This is a genomic window from Mycobacterium spongiae (genome assembly GCF_018278905.1).
Taxonomy (GTDB): Bacteria; Actinomycetota; Actinomycetes; order Mycobacteriales; family Mycobacteriaceae; genus Mycobacterium; species Mycobacterium spongiae.
On record NZ_CP046600.1, the window covers coordinates 630,278 to 648,169 of the forward strand.

The 17,892-nt window shown below is 62.7% G+C and carries 6 protein-coding genes and 1 pseudogene; 6 read left to right on the plus strand and 1 reads right to left on the minus strand.

Translation table 11 applies throughout. The features are described 5' to 3' along the window. Nucleotides 1-3: 3 nt before the first annotated feature. The 6 genes and pseudogenes from F6B93_RS02470 (at nt 4) to F6B93_RS02495 (ending at nt 6,909) form a co-directional block, all read left to right on the plus strand. Nucleotides 4-1,476: a class I adenylate-forming enzyme family protein gene (locus F6B93_RS02470; RefSeq protein ID WP_211697576.1), complete on the plus strand. Its 1,473-nt coding sequence runs from the start codon at nt 4-6 to the stop codon at nt 1,474-1,476. A gap of 54 nt (nt 1,477-1,530) precedes the next feature. After that, nucleotides 1,531-2,437: pseudogene (locus F6B93_RS02475) on the plus strand (Rossmann-fold NAD(P)-binding domain-containing protein); the annotation flags it as partial. A 244-nt stretch (nt 2,438-2,681) separates the two neighbouring features. Beyond that, on the plus strand, nt 2,682-4,580 hold the full coding sequence (dnaK, locus tag F6B93_RS02480) for a molecular chaperone DnaK (protein WP_211697577.1): 1,899 nt from the start codon (nt 2,682-2,684) through the stop codon (nt 4,578-4,580). Further along, nucleotides 4,577-5,278, plus strand: coding sequence for a nucleotide exchange factor GrpE (gene grpE, locus F6B93_RS02485; RefSeq protein ID WP_211697578.1), 702 nt, complete (start codon nt 4,577-4,579; stop codon nt 5,276-5,278). The genes dnaK and grpE overlap by 4 nt, the downstream gene beginning before the upstream one ends. 60 nt (nt 5,279-5,338) lie before the next feature. Beyond that, complete coding sequence (gene dnaJ / locus F6B93_RS02490; protein ID WP_211697579.1) at nt 5,339-6,529, plus strand: molecular chaperone DnaJ; 1,191 nt, start codon at nt 5,339-5,341, stop codon at nt 6,527-6,529. Beyond that, complete coding sequence (locus tag F6B93_RS02495; protein ID WP_211697580.1) at nt 6,529-6,909, plus strand: heat shock protein transcriptional repressor HspR; 381 nt, start codon at nt 6,529-6,531, stop codon at nt 6,907-6,909. Before dnaJ ends, F6B93_RS02495 begins: the two co-directional genes overlap by 1 nt. 38 nt (nt 6,910-6,947) lie before the next feature. Here the strand turns inward: F6B93_RS02495 and F6B93_RS02500 are convergent, their stop codons facing one another. Then, entirely contained in the window at nt 6,948-17,753 is a 10,806-nt protein-coding gene (locus F6B93_RS02500) for a PPE family protein (protein ID WP_211697581.1), read from the minus strand. Between the last annotated feature and the right edge of the window lie 139 nt (nt 17,754-17,892).

A 17,892-nucleotide genomic window follows, 5' to 3' on the forward strand; every position in this document is an offset into this window, starting at 1 on the left:
ACCATGAACCTCACCACCCTGCCCGACCTCCGTGCCCAGCAAGCGCCCACGGCGCCTGCGATCGCCGACGACACCATCGACATGAACAACGCCGAGTTTCTCGACGCCGTGCGCCGAGCCAGCGCAACACTGGTTAACAACGGCGTCCAGGCCGGCGATGTCGTGGCCATCATGCTGCCCAACCACACCGGCTTCGTGGTGGCGTTGTTCGCCGCCTGGCGACTCGGTGCAGCGGCCACGCCGATCAGCCCCACATTGGTACCGGCCGAAATCGGCTACCAGGTCAAGGACGCGGGCGCACGAGTCGTCATCGTCGACACAGCGCCGAACTACGACCTGCCGACACAGGTGGTCCTCACCGCCGAGCTCACCGCCGACGACGCCCAACCGGGTCAGACATGCGCCGAGCACGACAACGACGCGCTGGCGCTGCTGATCTACACCAGCGGCACCACCGGGCGCCCCAAAGGCGTCATGCTCGACCACGCGAACCTGAATGCCATGTGCCGCATGGCCGTCGACGCCTTCGCCATGTCAGAAAACGATCACAGCTTGCTGATTCTGCCGTTGTTCCACGCCAACGGCATCATCGTCGGTGCGTTGTCCGCGCTGGTCGCCGGGGGCCGCATCACGATTGCCGGCCGATTCAGCCCGCACACCTTCTTCGATCGGCTCGAACGCTGTCGCGCGACCTACTTCTCGGCCGTTCCAACGATCTACACCATGCTCGCCGACCTGCCCGACGAGTTCAAACCCGACACGTCCTCGGTGCGTTTCGCGATCTGCGGCGCCGCGCCGGCCAGCGTCGGGTTGCTCAGCAAGTTCGAAAACCGCTACGGCATACCCTTGATCGAGGGCTACGGACTCTCGGAAGGCACCTGCGCAAGTACCGCGAATCCCCTGAACGGGGCCCGTAAACCAGGCACCGTCGGGCTCGCGCTGCCAGGCCAGGAAATCCGCATCGTCGGTGCCGATCACCGCACTGTTGCACCAGGCGAAACAGGCGAGGTCGCGATCAAAGGGCCCAACGTCATGCGGGGCTATCTGAATCGTCCAGACGAGACCGCGAAAACGATCATCGACGGCTGGCTGCACACCGGCGACGTCGGTCGCCTCGACAAGGACGGGTACTTGATCCTCGTCGACCGGGCCAAGGACATGATCATCCGCGGCGGCGAGAACATCTACCCCAAGGAGATCGAATCCGTCGCCTACCAGTTGCCCGAGATCGCCGAGGCCGCGGTCATCGGACGCCCCAGCGAGCTCTACGGCGAGGAACCCGTCCTCTACGTCTCCCTCAATAGCGGCAAAGACATCACCGCCGACCGCATCCGCGAGCACCTGCGCAACTCCCTGTCGAAGTTCAAGCGCCCCGTCGACATCACCGTCCTCGACGAGCTACCCAAGAACGCGGTCGGAAAACTCGACAAACCAACACTGCGGAAGTCCCTCGCGACCGAGCGATCGGGAACCTAACCGCAGTCGCGATCCTCAGCGCGACGATCACTCCAGAAGGAAACGGAGGTACAGATGCAACAAGTCAAGACGGGTTCAGCTGTCGCCGGTCAGGGCACCACGACCGTCGGCGTAGTCGCCGAGTCGGTTGACGGTGAGCGGCGAGTAGCGTTGGTGCCCAAGGCCGTCGCCGGCTTGGTATCGCGCGGGATCGCCGTGGTGGTCGAGTCTGGTGCAGGTCAGCGGTCGTTGTTGCCCGATGAGTTGTATCAGTCCGCGGGCGCGACGATCGGTGACGCATGGTCCGCCGACGTCGTGGTGAAGGTGGCCCCGCCCACCCCGGCCGAAGTGAACCGGCTGCGCGAGGCGCAGACGTTGGTGGGGTTCCTCGCCCCCCGCAGCGCCGACACAACCATCCCGGCGTTGCGGGAGCGGGGGGTTTCAGCCTATGCGGTGGAGGAGATTCCGCGGATCTCGCGGGCACAGGCGATGGATGCATTGAGTTCGCAGGCCAATGTGGCGGGGTATAAGGCGGTGTTGGTGGCGGCCTCGGAGGCGACGCGGTTTTTCCCGATGTTGACCACGGCGGCGGCACGGTGAAGCCGGCCAGTGTGTTGGTGCTGGGTGTAGGGGTTGCGGGGTTGCAAGCATTGGCGACGCCAAGCGGCTGGGTGCGCGGGCGACGGGGTACGACGTACGCCCGGAGGTCGCTGAGCAGGTGCGGTCGGTGGGCGCCCATTGGCTGGATCTGGGAATCGCCGCCGCCGGTCAGGGTGGATATGCGCGGGAGTTGACCGAGGCAGAGCGCGCTGATCAGCAGAAGAAGCTTGAGGAGGCGATCACCAGGTTTGATGTGGTGATCACGACGGCGTTGGTGCCGGGGCGCGCTGCTCCGCGGCTGGTGACCGCGGCGGTGGTCGAGGGCATGGCTGCTGGCAGCGTGGTGGTCGATCTGGCCGGCGAGGCCGGCGGCAACTGCGAGACACGTTGATGACTTTCCGACACGCTCCCGACAGCTCAATGAGAATCCGACAACTTGTGCGGCTTCCTACACCGAACGCAGCCCTGGGGAACAAGAACCGAACACCCAACGTTGGCATAGTCGACAAGTTGAGTGAGACAGACTCAAGCCCAAGTTGACAGCCCCGTGGCGTCACAGGCAGGCTTGAGCGGGGTTCACTCAGCATAGTGCGCCACAAGGCTCTATTTACTCAGGAGGATTCACCATGGCTCGTGCGGTCGGGATCGACCTCGGGACCACTAACTCCGTCGTCGCAGTTCTGGAAGGTGGCGACCCTGTTGTCGTCGCCAACTCCGAGGGCTCCAGAACCACACCGTCCATCGTTGCGTTCGCACGTAACGGCGAAGTGCTGGTTGGCCAGCCCGCCAAGAACCAGGCGGTGACCAATATCGATCGCACCGTGCGTTCGGTCAAGCGGAACATGGGCACCGATTGGTCTATCGAGATCGACGACAAGAAGTACACCGCCCCGGAGATCAGCGCCCGGGTCCTGCAGAAGTTGAAGCGGGACGCCGAGGCCTACCTGGGTGAGGACATCACCGACGCGGTTATCACGGTGCCCGCGTACTTCAACGATGCTCAGCGTCAGGCGACCAAGGACGCCGGCCAGATTGCGGGGCTCAACGTGCTGCGCATCGTCAACGAACCGACCGCCGCGGCGCTGGCCTATGGCCTGGACAAGGGCGAGAAAGAACAGACCATCTTGGTCTTCGACCTTGGTGGCGGTACCTTCGACGTCTCATTGCTGGAGATCGGCGAGGGCGTGGTGGAGGTCCGTGCCACCAGCGGTGACAATCATCTCGGCGGCGACGACTGGGACGACCGGATCGTCGAGTGGCTCGTGGACAAGTTCAAGGGCACCAGCGGCATTGACCTGACCAAGGACAAGATGGCCATGCAGCGGCTTCGCGAAGCCGCGGAGAAGGCCAAGATCGAACTGAGCTCGAGTCAGTCCACCTCGATCAACCTTCCCTACATCACGGTAGACGCCGACAAGAACCCGCTGTTCCTCGATGAGCAGCTGACCCGCGCGGAGTTCCAGCGCATCACCCAGGACTTGTTGGACCGCACCCGCAAGCCGTTCCAGTCGGTGATTGCCGACACCGGTATCTCGGTATCAGCGATCGATCACGTGGTGTTGGTTGGTGGTTCCACCCGGATGCCTGCGGTGACCGAACTGGTCAAAGAGCTCACCGGCGGCAAAGAGCCCAACAAGGGCGTCAACCCCGACGAGGTCGTCGCGGTGGGTGCCGCGCTGCAGGCCGGCGTGCTCAAGGGTGAGGTGAAAGACGTTCTGCTGCTTGATGTTACGCCGCTATCCTTGGGGATTGAGACCAAGGGTGGCGTGATGACCAAGCTCATCGAGCGCAACACCACCATCCCGACCAAGCGGTCGGAGACGTTCACCACCGCCGATGACAACCAGCCGTCGGTGCAGATTCAGGTCTATCAGGGCGAGCGTGAGATCGCCGCGCACAACAAGTTGCTCGGTTCCTTCGAGCTGACCGGTATCCCACCGGCGCCACGCGGTGTTCCGCAGATCGAGGTGACGTTCGACATCGACGCCAACGGCATCGTTCACGTCACTGCCAAGGACAAGGGCACCGGCAAGGAGAACACGATCCGTATCCAGGAAGGCTCCGGCCTCTCCAAGGAAGAGATCGATCGGATGATCAAGGACGCCGAGGCGCACGCCGCTGAAGACCATCAGCGTCGTGAGGAGGCCGACGTTCGAAACCAGGCCGAGACGCTGGTCTACCAGACGGAGAAGTTCATCGCTGAGCAGCGGAGTGGAGACTCCGAGGCGGGTGCTCCGAAGGTCCCGGACGACACGCTGGACAAGGTTGATGCCGCAGTCGCGGACGCGAAGAAGGCGCTGGATGGCACCGACATCGCCGCGATCAAGTCGGCGATGGAGAAGCTGGGCCAAGAGTCGCAGGCGCTGGGACAGGCCATATACGAGGCGACGCAGGCCGAGGCCCAGGCCGCTTCGGAGGCCGCCGGAGCGGCCCAGCCCGGCGGTGCCGCGGCCGGCGGCGCCCAGGCGGGCGCTGACGATGTCGTGGACGCGGAGGTGGTCGACGATGACCGGGAGACCAAGTGACGGGCGGAAACCAGAAACCGGATGGAAATCAACCGCCGGATGACAATCCGTTTGAATCGCTCACCGTGACTGACAAGCGGCGCATCGATCCCGAGACGGGTGAAGTGCGGCACGTCCCTCCCGGCGACACGCCGGGAGGGACGGTAGCGACGGGGAAACAGGGCGACGCGGTCGCCGAGCTGACCGCCGATCTGCAACGGGTGCAAGCTGACTTCGCCAATTACCGCAAACGGGCGTTGCGCGATCAGCAAGCGGCCGCGGACCGGGCCAAGGCTGGCGTGGTCAGCGAATTGCTCGCCGTTCTCGATGATCTCGAGCGGGCGCGCAAACACGGCGATCTCGACTCGGGCCCGCTGAAGTCGGTCGCGGACAAGCTGATGAACGCATTGACCGGGCTCGGACTGGCGGCCTTTGGGGCCGAGGGTGAGGATTTCGACCCGGTGTTGCACGAAGCCGTGCAGCACGAAGGCGATGGGGGGCAGGGGTCCAGGCCGGTGATCGGCGCCGTCTTACGGCAGGGCTACCAGCTCGGCGAGCATGTGTTGCGGCATGCCTTGGTCGGCGTTGTCGACACCGTTGCCGACGATGCCGCCAGCGCAGGCGGCGTTACAGCCGCTGAATCGGCGGACCAGGCCGGAGACGCCGGCAAAACCGAGCAGGCCGACGCTGGCAATAGCGTCGACCCCACCGGGGAATAGGGAAGTCGAATCGCGGACAACAAAAATGAGATAGAAACTGTTGGAAGGAGGTGACGCGATATGGCCCAGCGTGAGTGGGTCGAAAAGGACTTCTATAAGGAGCTGGGCGTCTCCTCTGACGCCAGTGCCGACGAGATCAAGCGCGCCTATCGCAAATTAGCGCGCGACCTGCATCCCGACGCGAATCCCGACAACGCGGCCGCGGGCGAACGATTCAAGGCGGTCTCCGAGGCGCACAACGTGTTGTCGGACCCTGGCAAACGCAAGGAATACGACGAAACCCGCCGGCTCTTCGCAGGCGGTGGCTTCGGCGGTCGCCGATTCGACAGTGGCGATTTCGGTGGCGGCATGGGCGGCTTCGGTGTGGGTGGCGATGGCGCCGAATTCAACCTCAACGATTTGTTCGACGCCGCGGGCCGTTCCGGCGGCGCCAACATTGGCGACCTGTTCGGCGGTCTATTCGGACGGGGCGGTAGCGCCCGTCCCAGCCGGCCGCGGCGTGGCAACGATCTCGAGACCGAGACCGAGCTGGATTTCGTGGAGGCCGCCAAGGGCGTGGCGATGCCACTGCGGTTAACCAGTCCGGCGCCGTGTACCAACTGCCACGGCAGCGGGGCGCGCCCGGGCACCAGCCCGAAAGTGTGTGCTAGTTGCAACGGTTCGGGTGTGATCAACCGCAACCAGGGCGCTTTCGGCTTTTCCGAACCCTGCACCGACTGTCGGGGCAGCGGCTCGATCATCGAGAACCCTTGCGAGGAGTGCAAGGGCACCGGGGTGACCACTCGCACCCGCACCATCAACGTACGTATCCCGCCCGGCGTCGACGACGGGCAGCGGATCCGGCTGGCTGGACAGGGCGAGGCCGGATTGCGAGGCGCGCCGTCGGGTGATCTCTATGTGACGGTTCATGTGCGGCCGGACAAGGTCTTTGGGCGCGACGGTGACGACCTTACGGTTACCGTCCCGGTAAGTTTCACCGAATTAGCCTTGGGCTCAACGCTTTCGGTGCCGACTCTGGACGGCACGGTGGGTGTTCGGGTACCCAAGGGTACTGCCGACGGCCGTATCCTGCGGGTGCGTGGGCGCGGGGTGCCCAAGCGCAGCGGCGGTAGCGGCGACCTGCTCGTCACCGTGAAAGTTGCTGTGCCGCCAGACCTACACGGCGCCGCCCAGGAGGCGTTGGAGGCCTACGCGGCGGCTGAGCGGTCTAGTGGTTTTGATCCACGGGCCGGATGGGCAGGTAGTCGCTGATGGCCAAGAACTCTCCAAGACAAGACGCCCGGACGTTTTTGATCTCCGTGGCCGCCGAGTTGGCCGGCATGCACGCACAGACGCTGCGTACCTACGATCGGCTCGGTCTGGTCAGCCCGAGCCGGACCGCCGGTGGTGGGCGCCGCTATTCGCAGCACGATGTCGAGCTGCTGCGGCAGGTGCAGCGCCTCTCGCAGGATGAGGGTGTCAACCTCGCCGGCATCAAGCGCATCATCGAGCTGACTAATCAAGTCGAGGCGCTGCAGTCCCGGTTGGATGAGATGGCTGAGGAGCTGCGGGTTTTGCGTGCCAACCAGCGCCGCGAGGTCGCGGTGGTGCCGAAGAGCACAGCGCTGGTTGTCTGGCAACCGCGCCGGTGAGCGAGCGGCGCAGTGGGTGTGCGCCGGTGGGCGAGCGCCTATGGCGTGGAGTTGTCGTTGAAGAAGCCGGACAGTTCCATGCCGAAGTTCCCGACGCCGGAGACAAATGCCTGCGTCGCGATGTCGAGCACGGTTGTGTTGAAGAAACCCGAGATGAAGTTGCCAAAGTTGGCAAAGCCCGATTGCATGGCGCCGAAGTTCTGCATGCCCGAGTTCTCCAGGCCGCCGGCGTTGAGGATGCCCGACGTTTGAGTGAAGACGTTTCCGAGGCCGGATACGGCGCCGGCGGCGTCGTTGAGGAAGCCTGATGCGCCACCGCTTCCGGAGTTGAAGAAGCCCGACGACGGGGTCGTGGTCGAGTTGAAGAATCCGGGGCTTCCCTGCCATCCGAACCCGAAGGTGAACGGGCCGATCGTCCCGCTGTCGAACAGGTCGATGGGCTGCTCGATGGGGAAGTCGATAATAGTCTCGGGGTTGAGCACATTCGGGTCGATGGTGAAGGGCCCGAGGTTGACTGTATCTACCGTTCCAATCGGAATTGTCCCGCTCAGGACGCACCCAACGAACGGGATGTAGACGAAACAGACCGTGATGGACAAATCTAGCGGGATGCTGATTTCGTCGATGGTGATCAGGTCTTGGGTGATGGCGTTGATTGTGCCGGTGATCGGGATTTGGATGTCGGAGGCTATGTCGTAGCCCCAGGGGATTTCGGGAATGGTGGTCTGGTATTCGAACCCGCCGAGGCCTTGGTAGTCGCCGCGCCAGAAGATGCCGTTGCTGTAGTTGCCGGAGATGAAGAACCCGGTGTTGACGTTGCCGGAGTTGCCGATGCCCGTGTTGGAGTTGCCGGTATTGAAGTAGCCGGTGTTGTAGTTGCCGGTGTTGAAGTCGCCGCTGTTGTAGCTACCCGGGTTGAAGCTGCCGGTGTTGGTGTTGCCCACGTTGTACAGGCCGGTGTTGAAATCGCCGGCATTGGCGATGCCGGTGTTGACCATGCCGCTGTTGAAGAAACCCGTGTTCGTGCTGCCGGTGTTGCCGATGCCGGTGTTGTACTCCCCGGAGTTGCCGATGCCCCAGTTACCGGTGCCCGAGTTGAAGAACCCGACGTTGCCGGTGCCGGAGTTGAACAGCCCGATGTTGCCCGAACCGGTGTTCAGGCTGCCGAACCCGGTCAAGGCGTTGCCGCTCAGGCCGATACCGATGTTGCCGTCGCCGGTGTTGCCGAAGCCGATGTTGTTGTCGCCGGTGTTGCCGAAGCCGATGTTGAAGCTGCCGGTGTTGCCGAACCCGACGTTTTGGATCGCCGCGGTCAACGACGGACCCACGTTGCCGAAGCCGAAGTTTCCGGTGCCGATGTTGCCGCTGCCGAAGTTGAAGCTGCCGATGTTGCCGCTGCCGACGTTGGAGCTGCCGAAGTTGCCGTTACCGAAGTTGCCGAGGCCGATGTTGCCGCTGCCGAAGTTGTTGGCGCCGATGTTGGCGCTGCCCAGGTTCCAGAATCCGTCGTTGGCGAACCCGAGGCTGAAGGTCGTCGCGTCGGGGCCGTTTTGGAACCATCCGGCCAGGTTCGTGCCGATGTTGAGCAGCCCGGAAATCGTGGCCGGGGATGCGGTGCCGGTGTTGAACAGACCCGAGATGGTGTTGCCGAGGTTCGCCATCCCGGATTGCAGCGAGCCGAAGTTCTGGAAGCCGGAGTTTCCGATGGTCGCGGTGGCGACGTTGAAGAAGCCCGAATTGTTCCCGAAGTTCTGCAGGCCCGAGGCGTTGCCGATGCCCCAGTTGAGGAAGCCCGACGACAGGCCGGTCGTGGCGTTGAAGAAGCCCGGTTGCGGCACCACATCGATGAGCGGAACGAACGCGGGTCCGCCGAAAGCCCCGCCCAGGACGTTGATGGACGTGTTCGGGCCACCGATGAGAATATCCACCGCCGGCTGCGTGCCGAAACTGATGGTGATCGGGGTCGACGAATCGGTGCCGCCGTGGATGACGATGTCGGGCACCTTGGCAGTGAGCGTGCCGGAGATGATCGCGAAATCGACTTTCCCGGAAGCGGTCCACGCCGGAATGGTGATCGCCGGGATGGAAATGTCGGTGATGTCGGCGGTGATGGGAATGTTGATGGGGACGTCGACGGTCAGGAAGGCCGGGACTTGCTGGGCCTGGATGGTGTAGTTGGCCCAGATCAGGCCCTGGCGGTCGGCGCGCCAGAAGAAGCCGTTGTTTTGGCTGCCGGTGATGTAGCCGCCGGTGCCGAAGTCGCCGGCGTTGGCGATACCGGTGTTGTAGTGACCGGTGTTGTACGAGCCGGTGTTGTAGTCACCCAGGTTGGCCATACCGGTGTTGAAGCTGCCGATGTTGAACATCCCGGTGTTGTAGTCGCCGGGGTTGGCGAAGCCGGTGTTGAAGTTGCCGGCGTTGAACAAGCCCGAGTTCCAGGTGCCGGTGTTGCCGATGCCGGTATTGCCGGTGCCGGAGTTGCCGATACCCCAGTTGCCGGTGCCGGAGTTGCCGATGCCGACGTTGCCGGTGCCCGAGTTGAACAAGCCGATATTGAAACTGCCCGAGTTGGTGCCGCCGATGCCGATCTGGTTGTCGCCGGACAACGCGATACCGAGCCCGCCAGTGGCCATGTTGCCGATACCGATGTTGCCGGTGCCGGAGTTGAAGATGCCGGTGTTGCCGGTGCCGGAGTTGAAGAAGCCGGTGTTGCCGGTGCCGGAGTTGAACAAACCGATGTTGCCCGCCCCCGAGCTCAGCGACCCGAACCCGGACTGGCCGTCGCCGGTGAGCCCGATACCGACATTGTTGTCGCCGGTGTTGAACAATCCGATGTTGTTGTTGCCGGTGTTGGCGAAGCCCTGGTTGAAGTTGCCGGCATTCGACAGGCCAATGTTGTTGTCGCCCAAGTTGAACAGGCCCGTGTTACCGATACCGAAGTTCAACGGGCCGATACCGATCTGATTGTCGCCGGTGATCCCGATGCCGATGTTGTTGCTGCCGGTGTTACCGAAGCCGATGTTGTAATCGCCGGTATTGCCGAAGCCAAAGTTGTAGTCGCCGACGTTGCCGATCCCGATGTTGTTGATGGCCGCCGTCAGCCCCGGACCCGCGTTACCAAAGCCGAAGTTGAAGTCGCCGACGTTGCCGCTGCCGACGTTGCTGTTACCGATGTTGCCGAAGCCGACGTTGCCGCTACCGATGTTGGCGCTGCCGATGTTGACGTCGCCGATGTTCGCACCGCCGATGTTCAATTGGCCGACATCGCCAAGACCGATGTTGAAGATGGTCCCGGTCTCGCCGTGGAACAGCCCGGCCAGGTCGGTGCCGATGTTGAACAGACCCGACAGGTTGCCCGCCGTCGCCAGCCCCGCCGTGCTGGTGTTGTAGAACCCCGACACCGTGTTGCCCAGGTTGGCAAACCCCGATTGCAGCGAACCGAAGTTCTGCATGCCCGAGTTCCCGACCGCCGACAACGTGGAATTCCACAAGCCCGAATTGCCACCGAAATTGCCGAACCCGGACGCCGTACCCGTCCCGGAATTGAAGAAACCCGACGACGGGGTGCTGGTCGTGTTCCCGAACCCGGGCGCCGCCGGGATGTCGAGGAACACCACATTGATGGGTCCCAGACCGCTGCGGATAGAGATCGGGATCGTCGTCGAACCATCGGTGGCACCGATGTTGGCAGTGATGACAGGCAGGGTGCCGCTGATTGTCGGAATGGTGATCGGCCCGATTTTGAAGTTCGTGATCAACGCGGCGTTGATGGTGATCTGCGGGAAAGTAAAGCCGTTGAGGGCCAGGCTGCCCAGGTCGGCACTGATCGGGATATTGACCGGGATTTCGATGTCGAAGTTCAACACCGGGAATTCCGGGATGTTGAGGGCCACGTGCGTGCCCCACAAACCCTGGTAGTCGCCCCGCCAGAACATGCCGTTGCTGTAATTACCCGCGTTGAACGCGCCGGTGTTGACCGTGCCGGAGTTGCCCAGGCCGGTGTTGTAGTCACCGGTATTGAACCAGCCCGTGTTGTACTCGCCGGAGTTGAAGTCACCCGTGTTGGTGCTGCCCGTGTTGAAGCTGCCGGTGTTGTAGACACCGGGGTTCGCCATGCCGGTGTTGGCCATACCGGTGTTGTAAGCGCCGGTGTTGTAGGTGCCCGCATTGGCCCAGCCGGTGTTGCCGGTGCCCGGGTTCCACAGCCCCACATTGCCGATGCCCGAGTTCGCGATGCCCGAGTTGATCGTGCCGGTGTTGCCGATACCCCAGTTGCCAGTACCGGAGTTGCCGATACCGATATTTCCGGTGCCCGAGTTGAACAAGCCGACGTTGCCGGTGCCCGAGTTGAACAGGCCCATGTTGCCGGTACCGGTGTTCAACGCGCCGAACCCGACCTGCCCGGTGCCGGACAGCCCAATACCGATGTTGTTGGTGCCGGTATTGGCAAACCCGATGTTGTTGCTGCCGTCGTTCCCAAAGCCCTGGTTGAAGTCGCCCAGGTTGCCGAAACCGATGTTGTAGTCGCCCAGGTTGCCGAAACCGAAGTTGTAGTCGCCCAGGTTGCCGGGGCCGAAGTTGTAGATGCCCTGGTTTCCGGAGAAGACGTTGAAGCTGCCGATGTTGCCGCTGCCGAAGTTTGAGTTGCCGATGTTGCCGGAGCCGATGTTGAAGTCGCCGAGGTTGCCACCGCCGATGTTTCCGACGCCGAAGTTCGCGAAGCCCAGGTTGAAGATTGGGTTGTTGTTGAGCAACCCGGCAATGTTGTCGCCGATGTTGCCGAAGCCGGAAATATCGGCCGGGGTTGTCAGGCCCGTATTGAGGAAGCCGGAGATGTTCTCGCCGAGGTTGGACACTCCCGATAGCAGGTCGCCGAAGTTCTTGTAGCCCGAGATTCCTGAGGTCCCGGAGGTGAGGTTGAAGAAGCCGGAACTGTTGCTGCCGAAGTTTCCGAATCCCGATACGGTGCCGGCGCCGTTGTTGAGGAATCCCGAGGACGGCAAGATCGTCTGGTTCCCGAAGCCCGGGGCTACCGGGATATCGATGATCGGCAGGCTGATGGGGAGCAGGGTGCCGCTGCCGACGATGTCGATCAGCGGGTCGGTCATGCTGGTGCCGATCGCGAAACTTAGTGAGGGAAGGGTAATGGAGAGGCTCGGGATGGTGAATGAACTGACGTCGACGATGCTGCCGGCCGGGATGATGCCGAGGATCGTGATGTCGACCGAGAGCGATGGAATGGTAATGGAGCTCACACTGACGAGGCCGAGTGTGGCGCTGATCGGCAGGAAGAAGTGGATCGGCACTTCGAGGTTCACCGGGATGCCGGTATCAGGAATGACTTCCGTGTAGCTGTAGCCCCACAGGCCCTGGAAGTCACCCCGCCACAATGCGCCGTTGCTGAAGTTCCCGGCAATGAAGGCGCCGGTGTTGACGTCGCCGGAGTTCGCGAGACCGGTGTTGTAGTTGCCGGTGTTCAACCAGCCGGTGTTGTAGGCGGCCGGGTTGAAATCGCCGGTGTTGAAGGCGCCGGCGTTGAAGCTGCCGGAGTTGTAGCTGCCCGGGTTGCCGACGCCGGTGTTGACGATGCCGGGATTGTAGAAACCGGTGTTGATGTTGCCGGCGTTGAAGATGCCCGTGTTGAGGGTACCGCTGTTGCCGAGGCCCCAGTTTCCGGTGCCGGAGTTCCCGATGCCGACGTTCCCGGTGCCGGAGTTGAACAACCCGGCGTTGTCGGTGCCGGAGTTGAAGAGTCCGCTGTTGCCGGTGCCGGAGTTGAGGTCGCCGTAGCCCTGTTGGTCATCGCCGGTGAGTCCGAGACCGACGTTGCGGTCCCCGGTGTTGGCCAAGCCCGCGTTGGCGTTGCCGGTGTTGGCGACGCCCTGGTTGTAGTTGCCTGCGTTGCTGAACCCGATGTTGTAGCTGCCGACGTTCCCGCCGCCGACGTTGTAGTCACCCAGGTTGCCGGGGCCGAAGTTGAAGTCGCCGCGGTTTCCACCGCCGATATTGAAGTTGCCGAGGTTTCCGAGGCCGACGTTGTTGTCCCCAACGTTGCCGAAACCGACGTTGTTGTTGCCGACGTTTCCGAATCCCACGTTGTTCTCGCCGACGTTGCCCAGGCCGATATTGAACGTCGATGTCGCGATGACCTGGTTTTGGAAGACGCCCGCAAGATCGCTGCCGACGTTGTAGAAGCCGGAGAGGTTGGCCGGTGTTGCGGTACCCGTGTTGAAGAGGCCCGAGATGGTGTTGCCGAGGTTCGCCACGCCCGATTGCAGGTCGCCGAAGTTGTTGAAGCCCGAGGTTCCCGAGCTTGCGACGTTCTGGAAGCCCGAAATGTTGGCGCCGATGTTGGAGATGCCCGACACGATGGTGCCGTCGTTGAAGAAGCCCGACGATCCGGTGGTGGTGTTGAAGAAGCCCGTCTGCGCCGGGATATTGATGGGCGTCCAGTCGACGGGACCGACGCTGGCCCTTATGGGGACAAAGAGTCCCGTTGAACCGTCGGTCGCGCCGATCTGGGCCGACATCTGCGCAAGGGTGGCGGTGATCGGCGGGATGGTCAGCGAGGAGATGTCGCCGGTGAGGAGATCCAACCCACCGATGACGAAACCAAAGGGGACGGAATTGAGTGTTATGCCGGTGTATTGGATGGGTGTGAAGCTGGCGATGATGGGGATATTGATGGGGGCGTTGATGTCGATGTGCGCGGGAATTTCGGGAACATTGATCGCGTAGCCGCCGCCCCAGAGGCCTTCTTCGCCGCCGCGCCAGGTGAAGCCGTTGCTCATGTCGCCGGTGATGAAGAAGCCAGTGGAGATATCGCCCTGGTTGGCGAAGCCGGTGCTGTAGTTGCCGGTGTTGTACCAGCCGGTGCTGTAGTCACCGCGGTTGGCGTGGCCGGTGTTGGTGGTGCCGCTGTTGTAGTTGCCGGTGTTGTAGGTGCCGGTGTTGGCCATGCCAGTGTTGTACGAGCCGGTATTGAACAAGCCGGTGTTGGTGGTTCCGGTGTTGCCGATGCCGGTGTTGAGCGTTCCGGAGTTGCCGATGCCCCAGTTGCCATCACCGGAGTTGAAGAAACCGACATTGTTGGTGCCGGAGTTGAACATGCCGATGTTGCCGCTGCCCGAGTTCAACCCGCCAGCGAAATTGATGCCGACTTGGTTGTTGCCGGTCAGTCCGATGCCGATGTTGTTGTTGCCGGTGTTGGCGAACCCGATGTTGAAGTTGCCGTCGTTGCCGAAGCCCTGGTTGTAGCTGCCCAGGTTCCCCAGGCCGAGGTTGTAGCTGCCCAGGTTGCCGAAGCCCTGGTTGAAGTCGCCGACGTTTCCGGGGCCGATGTTGTAGATGCCCTGGTTGCCGGAGAAGACGTTGAAGTCGCCGAGGTTTCCGCTGCCCAGGTTGAAGCTGCCGACGTTTCCGCTGCCGACGTTCAGTTGGCCGAGGTTGGCCAGACCGAGGTTGAAGATCGTTCCGCTGGGGCTGTTGAACACGCCCGCTACGTTGGTGCCGATGTTGTAGAGGCCCGAGACATTGGCCATCGTGCCGAGTCCGGTTGTGCCGGTGTTGTAGAAGCCGGAGATGGTGTTGCCGAAGTTCGACACGCCGGTAAGCATCGAGCCGAAGTTCTGGAAGCCGGAGTTCCCTGTTCCCGAGAGGCTGCCGTGCCACACGCCGGAACTCAGAGCGCTGAAGTTCTGGAAGCCGGAAGTGCCGCCGACACCCGAGTGGAAGAACCCCGACGAGGGATTGGTGGTGGTATTGCCGAAGCCGGGGGCCGCGTCGATCTTGAGGAAGGTGATCGTGCGGCTCTCCAGGGCTCCTTGAATAGTGATGGGAATTGACGTCGAGGATGAGCCGATTTGGATTGTCGCTTGCGGAGTAGTAATAAACGAGTCGGTGAGGTTCATGGGGCCGATGAAGAAGATGCCGCCCAGGTAGAAAGTCTTGGGGAAAACCTGGACCTCGGTAAACGGCACCACCTCGGAGGGGATGATCATCGTCATGTTTACCGGAATGGTCATGGGCATATCTATGATAATTTCAGGAGTCGTGATAGAGAGGTCGATAGCAATCTGACCCTGGTTATCGCCGGACACGAGGAAGCCATTGTTGTTGTTGCCGGTGTTGAAGGCGCCGGTATTGATGTTTCCGGGGTTGAAGTAGCCGGTGTTGGTGTCACCGGTGTTGAAGTCGCCGGAGTTGACGTTGCCCACGTTGTGGCTGCCCGTGTTGGTGCTGCCCACGTTGAGGACGCCGGTATTGTAGTCGCCGACGTTGTAGAAGCCCGTGTTGAATGTTCCGGCATTACCGAAGCCGGTGTTGTACATACCGGCGTTGTGGATGCCCGTGTTCGCCGTGCCCGGGTTCTCGAAACCCCAGTTTCCGGTGCCCGCATTGCCGATGCCGACGTTTCCGGTACCGGAGTTGAACAAGCCGACGTTGCCGGTGCCCGAGTTGAACAAACCCATGTTGTCGGTGCCCGAATTGAACAGACCGCTGTTGCCGATGCCGGAGTTCAGGGCGCCGAAACCGACTTGGCCATCGCCGGTCAGGCCGATGCCGAAATTGCCGTTGCCGGTATTCCCAAAACCGATATTGTTGAGACCGGTATTCGCAAATCCCTGGTTGTAATCGCCGGCGTTACCGAAGCCGACGTTGTAGTCGCCGGCGTTTCCGGAACCGTTGTTGTAGATACCCAGATTCCCGGAACCGAAGTTGAAGTCGCCCAGGTTTCCGATACCGAAGTTGTATGTGCCGAGGTTGCCGAGCCCGAGATTCTGGACGCCGAAGTTGCCCCAGCCATAGTTGACGTCGCCGAAGTTCCCACTGCCAAAGTTACCGAGGCCGGAGTTACCCAGGCCGAAGTTTTGCGTGCCGAAGTTGCCGAGGCCGACGTTCCCGTCGCCATCGTTTCCGATGCCGAAGTTATTGATCCCCACGTTGGCCAAGCCGAAGTTACTGGTGCTCGGTGGGCCACCAAAGAAGCCGGCGATATTGGCGCCGTTGTTGACGCCGCCCGAGATCAACGCCGGCACTGTGATGGCCAGGAAGCTCGTATTGAGGAAGCCCGATACGGTGTTGCCGGAGTTGATCAGACCCGATTGCATCACGCCGCTGTTGCCGGTGCCCGAGTTGCCGATGACCCCTTCCGACGTGTTGAAGAAGCCGGAATTGTTGGTACCGGAGTTGAAGAAGCCCGATTCACTGCCGCTGCCGCTGTTGAAGAAGCCCGAGGACGGGGCGGTAGTCGAGTTGAAGAAGCCGGGGCTGTCGCTGAAGAACAGGCCCTGGAAGTTGCCCCGCCAGAAGAATCCGTTGTTGAAATTGCCAGCGATGAAGGCGCCAGTGTTGACGTTGCCGGAGTTGGCGATCCCGGTGTTGAGGTTGCCGCTATTGAGGTAGCCGCTGTTGTAGTTGCCCAGGTTGAAGCCGCCGGTGTTGCCGCTGCCCGGGTTCCAGCTGCCCGTGTTGTAGTTGCCCGCGTTGGCGATGCCGGTGTTGGCGATACCTGAGTTGAAGAAGCCGGTGTTGGCTTCGCCGGAGTTGCCGATGCCGGTGTTGTAGCTGTCGCCCGAGTTGAAGAAGCCCCAGTTGCCGGTTCCCGAGTTGCCGATGCCGAAGTTGTCGGTGCCGGAGTTGAACAAGCCGGTGTTGCCGGTCCCCGAGTTGAGACCGCCGAACCCCGACTGGCCGGTGCCGGTGAGCCCGAAGCCGATGTTGTTGTCGCCGGTGTTGCCGAACCCGATGTTGTTGTCGCCGGTGTTGCCGAACCCGATGTTGCCGCTGCCGGTGTTGCCGAAGCCGATGTTGTTGATGGCCGCCGTCAGCGCCGGACCCACGTTCCCGAACCCGAAATTGCCGATGCCGATATTGCCCAAGCCGACGTTGGTGTTGCCGATGTTGCCGCCGCCGAAATTGAAGTCTCCGACGTTGCCGCTGCCGATGTTGCCCTGGCCGTCATTGGCGAAGCCCAGGTTCCGGAAGGCGTTGACCGACGCTTGAGCGGTTGCCGCCGCCGCGGCCGGTGCAGCGCCGACCGCCGCGTTGATGCTGTTCATCGCGCCAGATGTGCTCAGCAGAGCTTGCACACCCTGGGTGAGTGGGGTCACGGCCGCCGCGGCGGCGGCCGGCGCGGCGCTGACCGCCGCGCTGATGCTGTTCATCGCGCCAATCGCGCCAGATGTGCCCAGCAGAGCCTGCACGCCCTGGGTAAGCGGGGTCACCGCGGCGAAAGACGCTTGGGCTGCGACGGCGGCCGCGGCCGGTGCGGCGGTAACGGCCGCACCGATACTGGCCATGGGGCCGGACAAGCCGGCCAGCTCGAGGATGCCCTGGCCGAACGGTGTCAACGCCGAGACGGCCGCTGACGCCCCGGCATGGTAGCCAAGCATCGCAGCAACGTCCTGGGCCCACATCTGTTCATAGGCGGCCTCAGCGGCGGCAATCGCGGGAGCGTTCTGTCCCAGCAGGTTGGACAGCACCAGCGACACAAATTGGGTGCGGTTAGCCGAGATGATCGCCGGAGGCACCGTCGCGGCCAGCGCTGCCTCGAATGCGGCGGTTGCCAGACGGGCCTGGGCGGCGGTCTCCTCAGCCTGCGCGGTCGCCGCGGTCAACCAGCCCAGATAGGGCGCAACCGCGTTCGTCATGGCGACCGACGCGGCACCCTGCCACGACGAACTCGCCAACCCGGAGGTTACTGCCGAAAACGAGGTCGCGGCCGAGTCCAGCTCGGTGGCAAGACCCTCCCAAGCGGCGGCAGCCTGCAACATCGGCTCTAGCCCCGCGCCAAGATAGAGGCGTGCGGAGTTGATCTCCGGGGGCAGCACTGCGAAGTTCATGCATTCATCACCTGATCCATCCTGCAACCGTCCGCGGCCATCGGAGGGCGACTACTCCATAAGACTCCGTCGAGGGGGTGTGTGTCTCGGCATTGGCAAATATTTCTGCGATTGTTGTCAGGCAGCCTTCGTCACCGGG

Coding starts and splice junctions, on each gene's coding strand:
- F6B93_RS02470 (WP_211697576.1), top strand. CDS start 4: ATGAACCTCACCACCCTGCCCGACCTCCGTGCCCAGCAAGCGCCCACG.
- dnaJ (WP_211697579.1), top strand. CDS start 5,339: ATGGCCCAGCGTGAGTGGGTCGAAAAGGACTTCTATAAGGAGCTGGGC.
- F6B93_RS02500 (WP_211697581.1), bottom strand. CDS start 17,753: ATGAACTTCGCAGTGCTGCCCCCGGAGATCAACTCCGCACGCCTCTAT.
- F6B93_RS02495 (WP_211697580.1), top strand. CDS start 6,529: ATGGCCAAGAACTCTCCAAGACAAGACGCCCGGACGTTTTTGATCTCC.
- dnaK (WP_211697577.1), top strand. CDS start 2,682: ATGGCTCGTGCGGTCGGGATCGACCTCGGGACCACTAACTCCGTCGTC.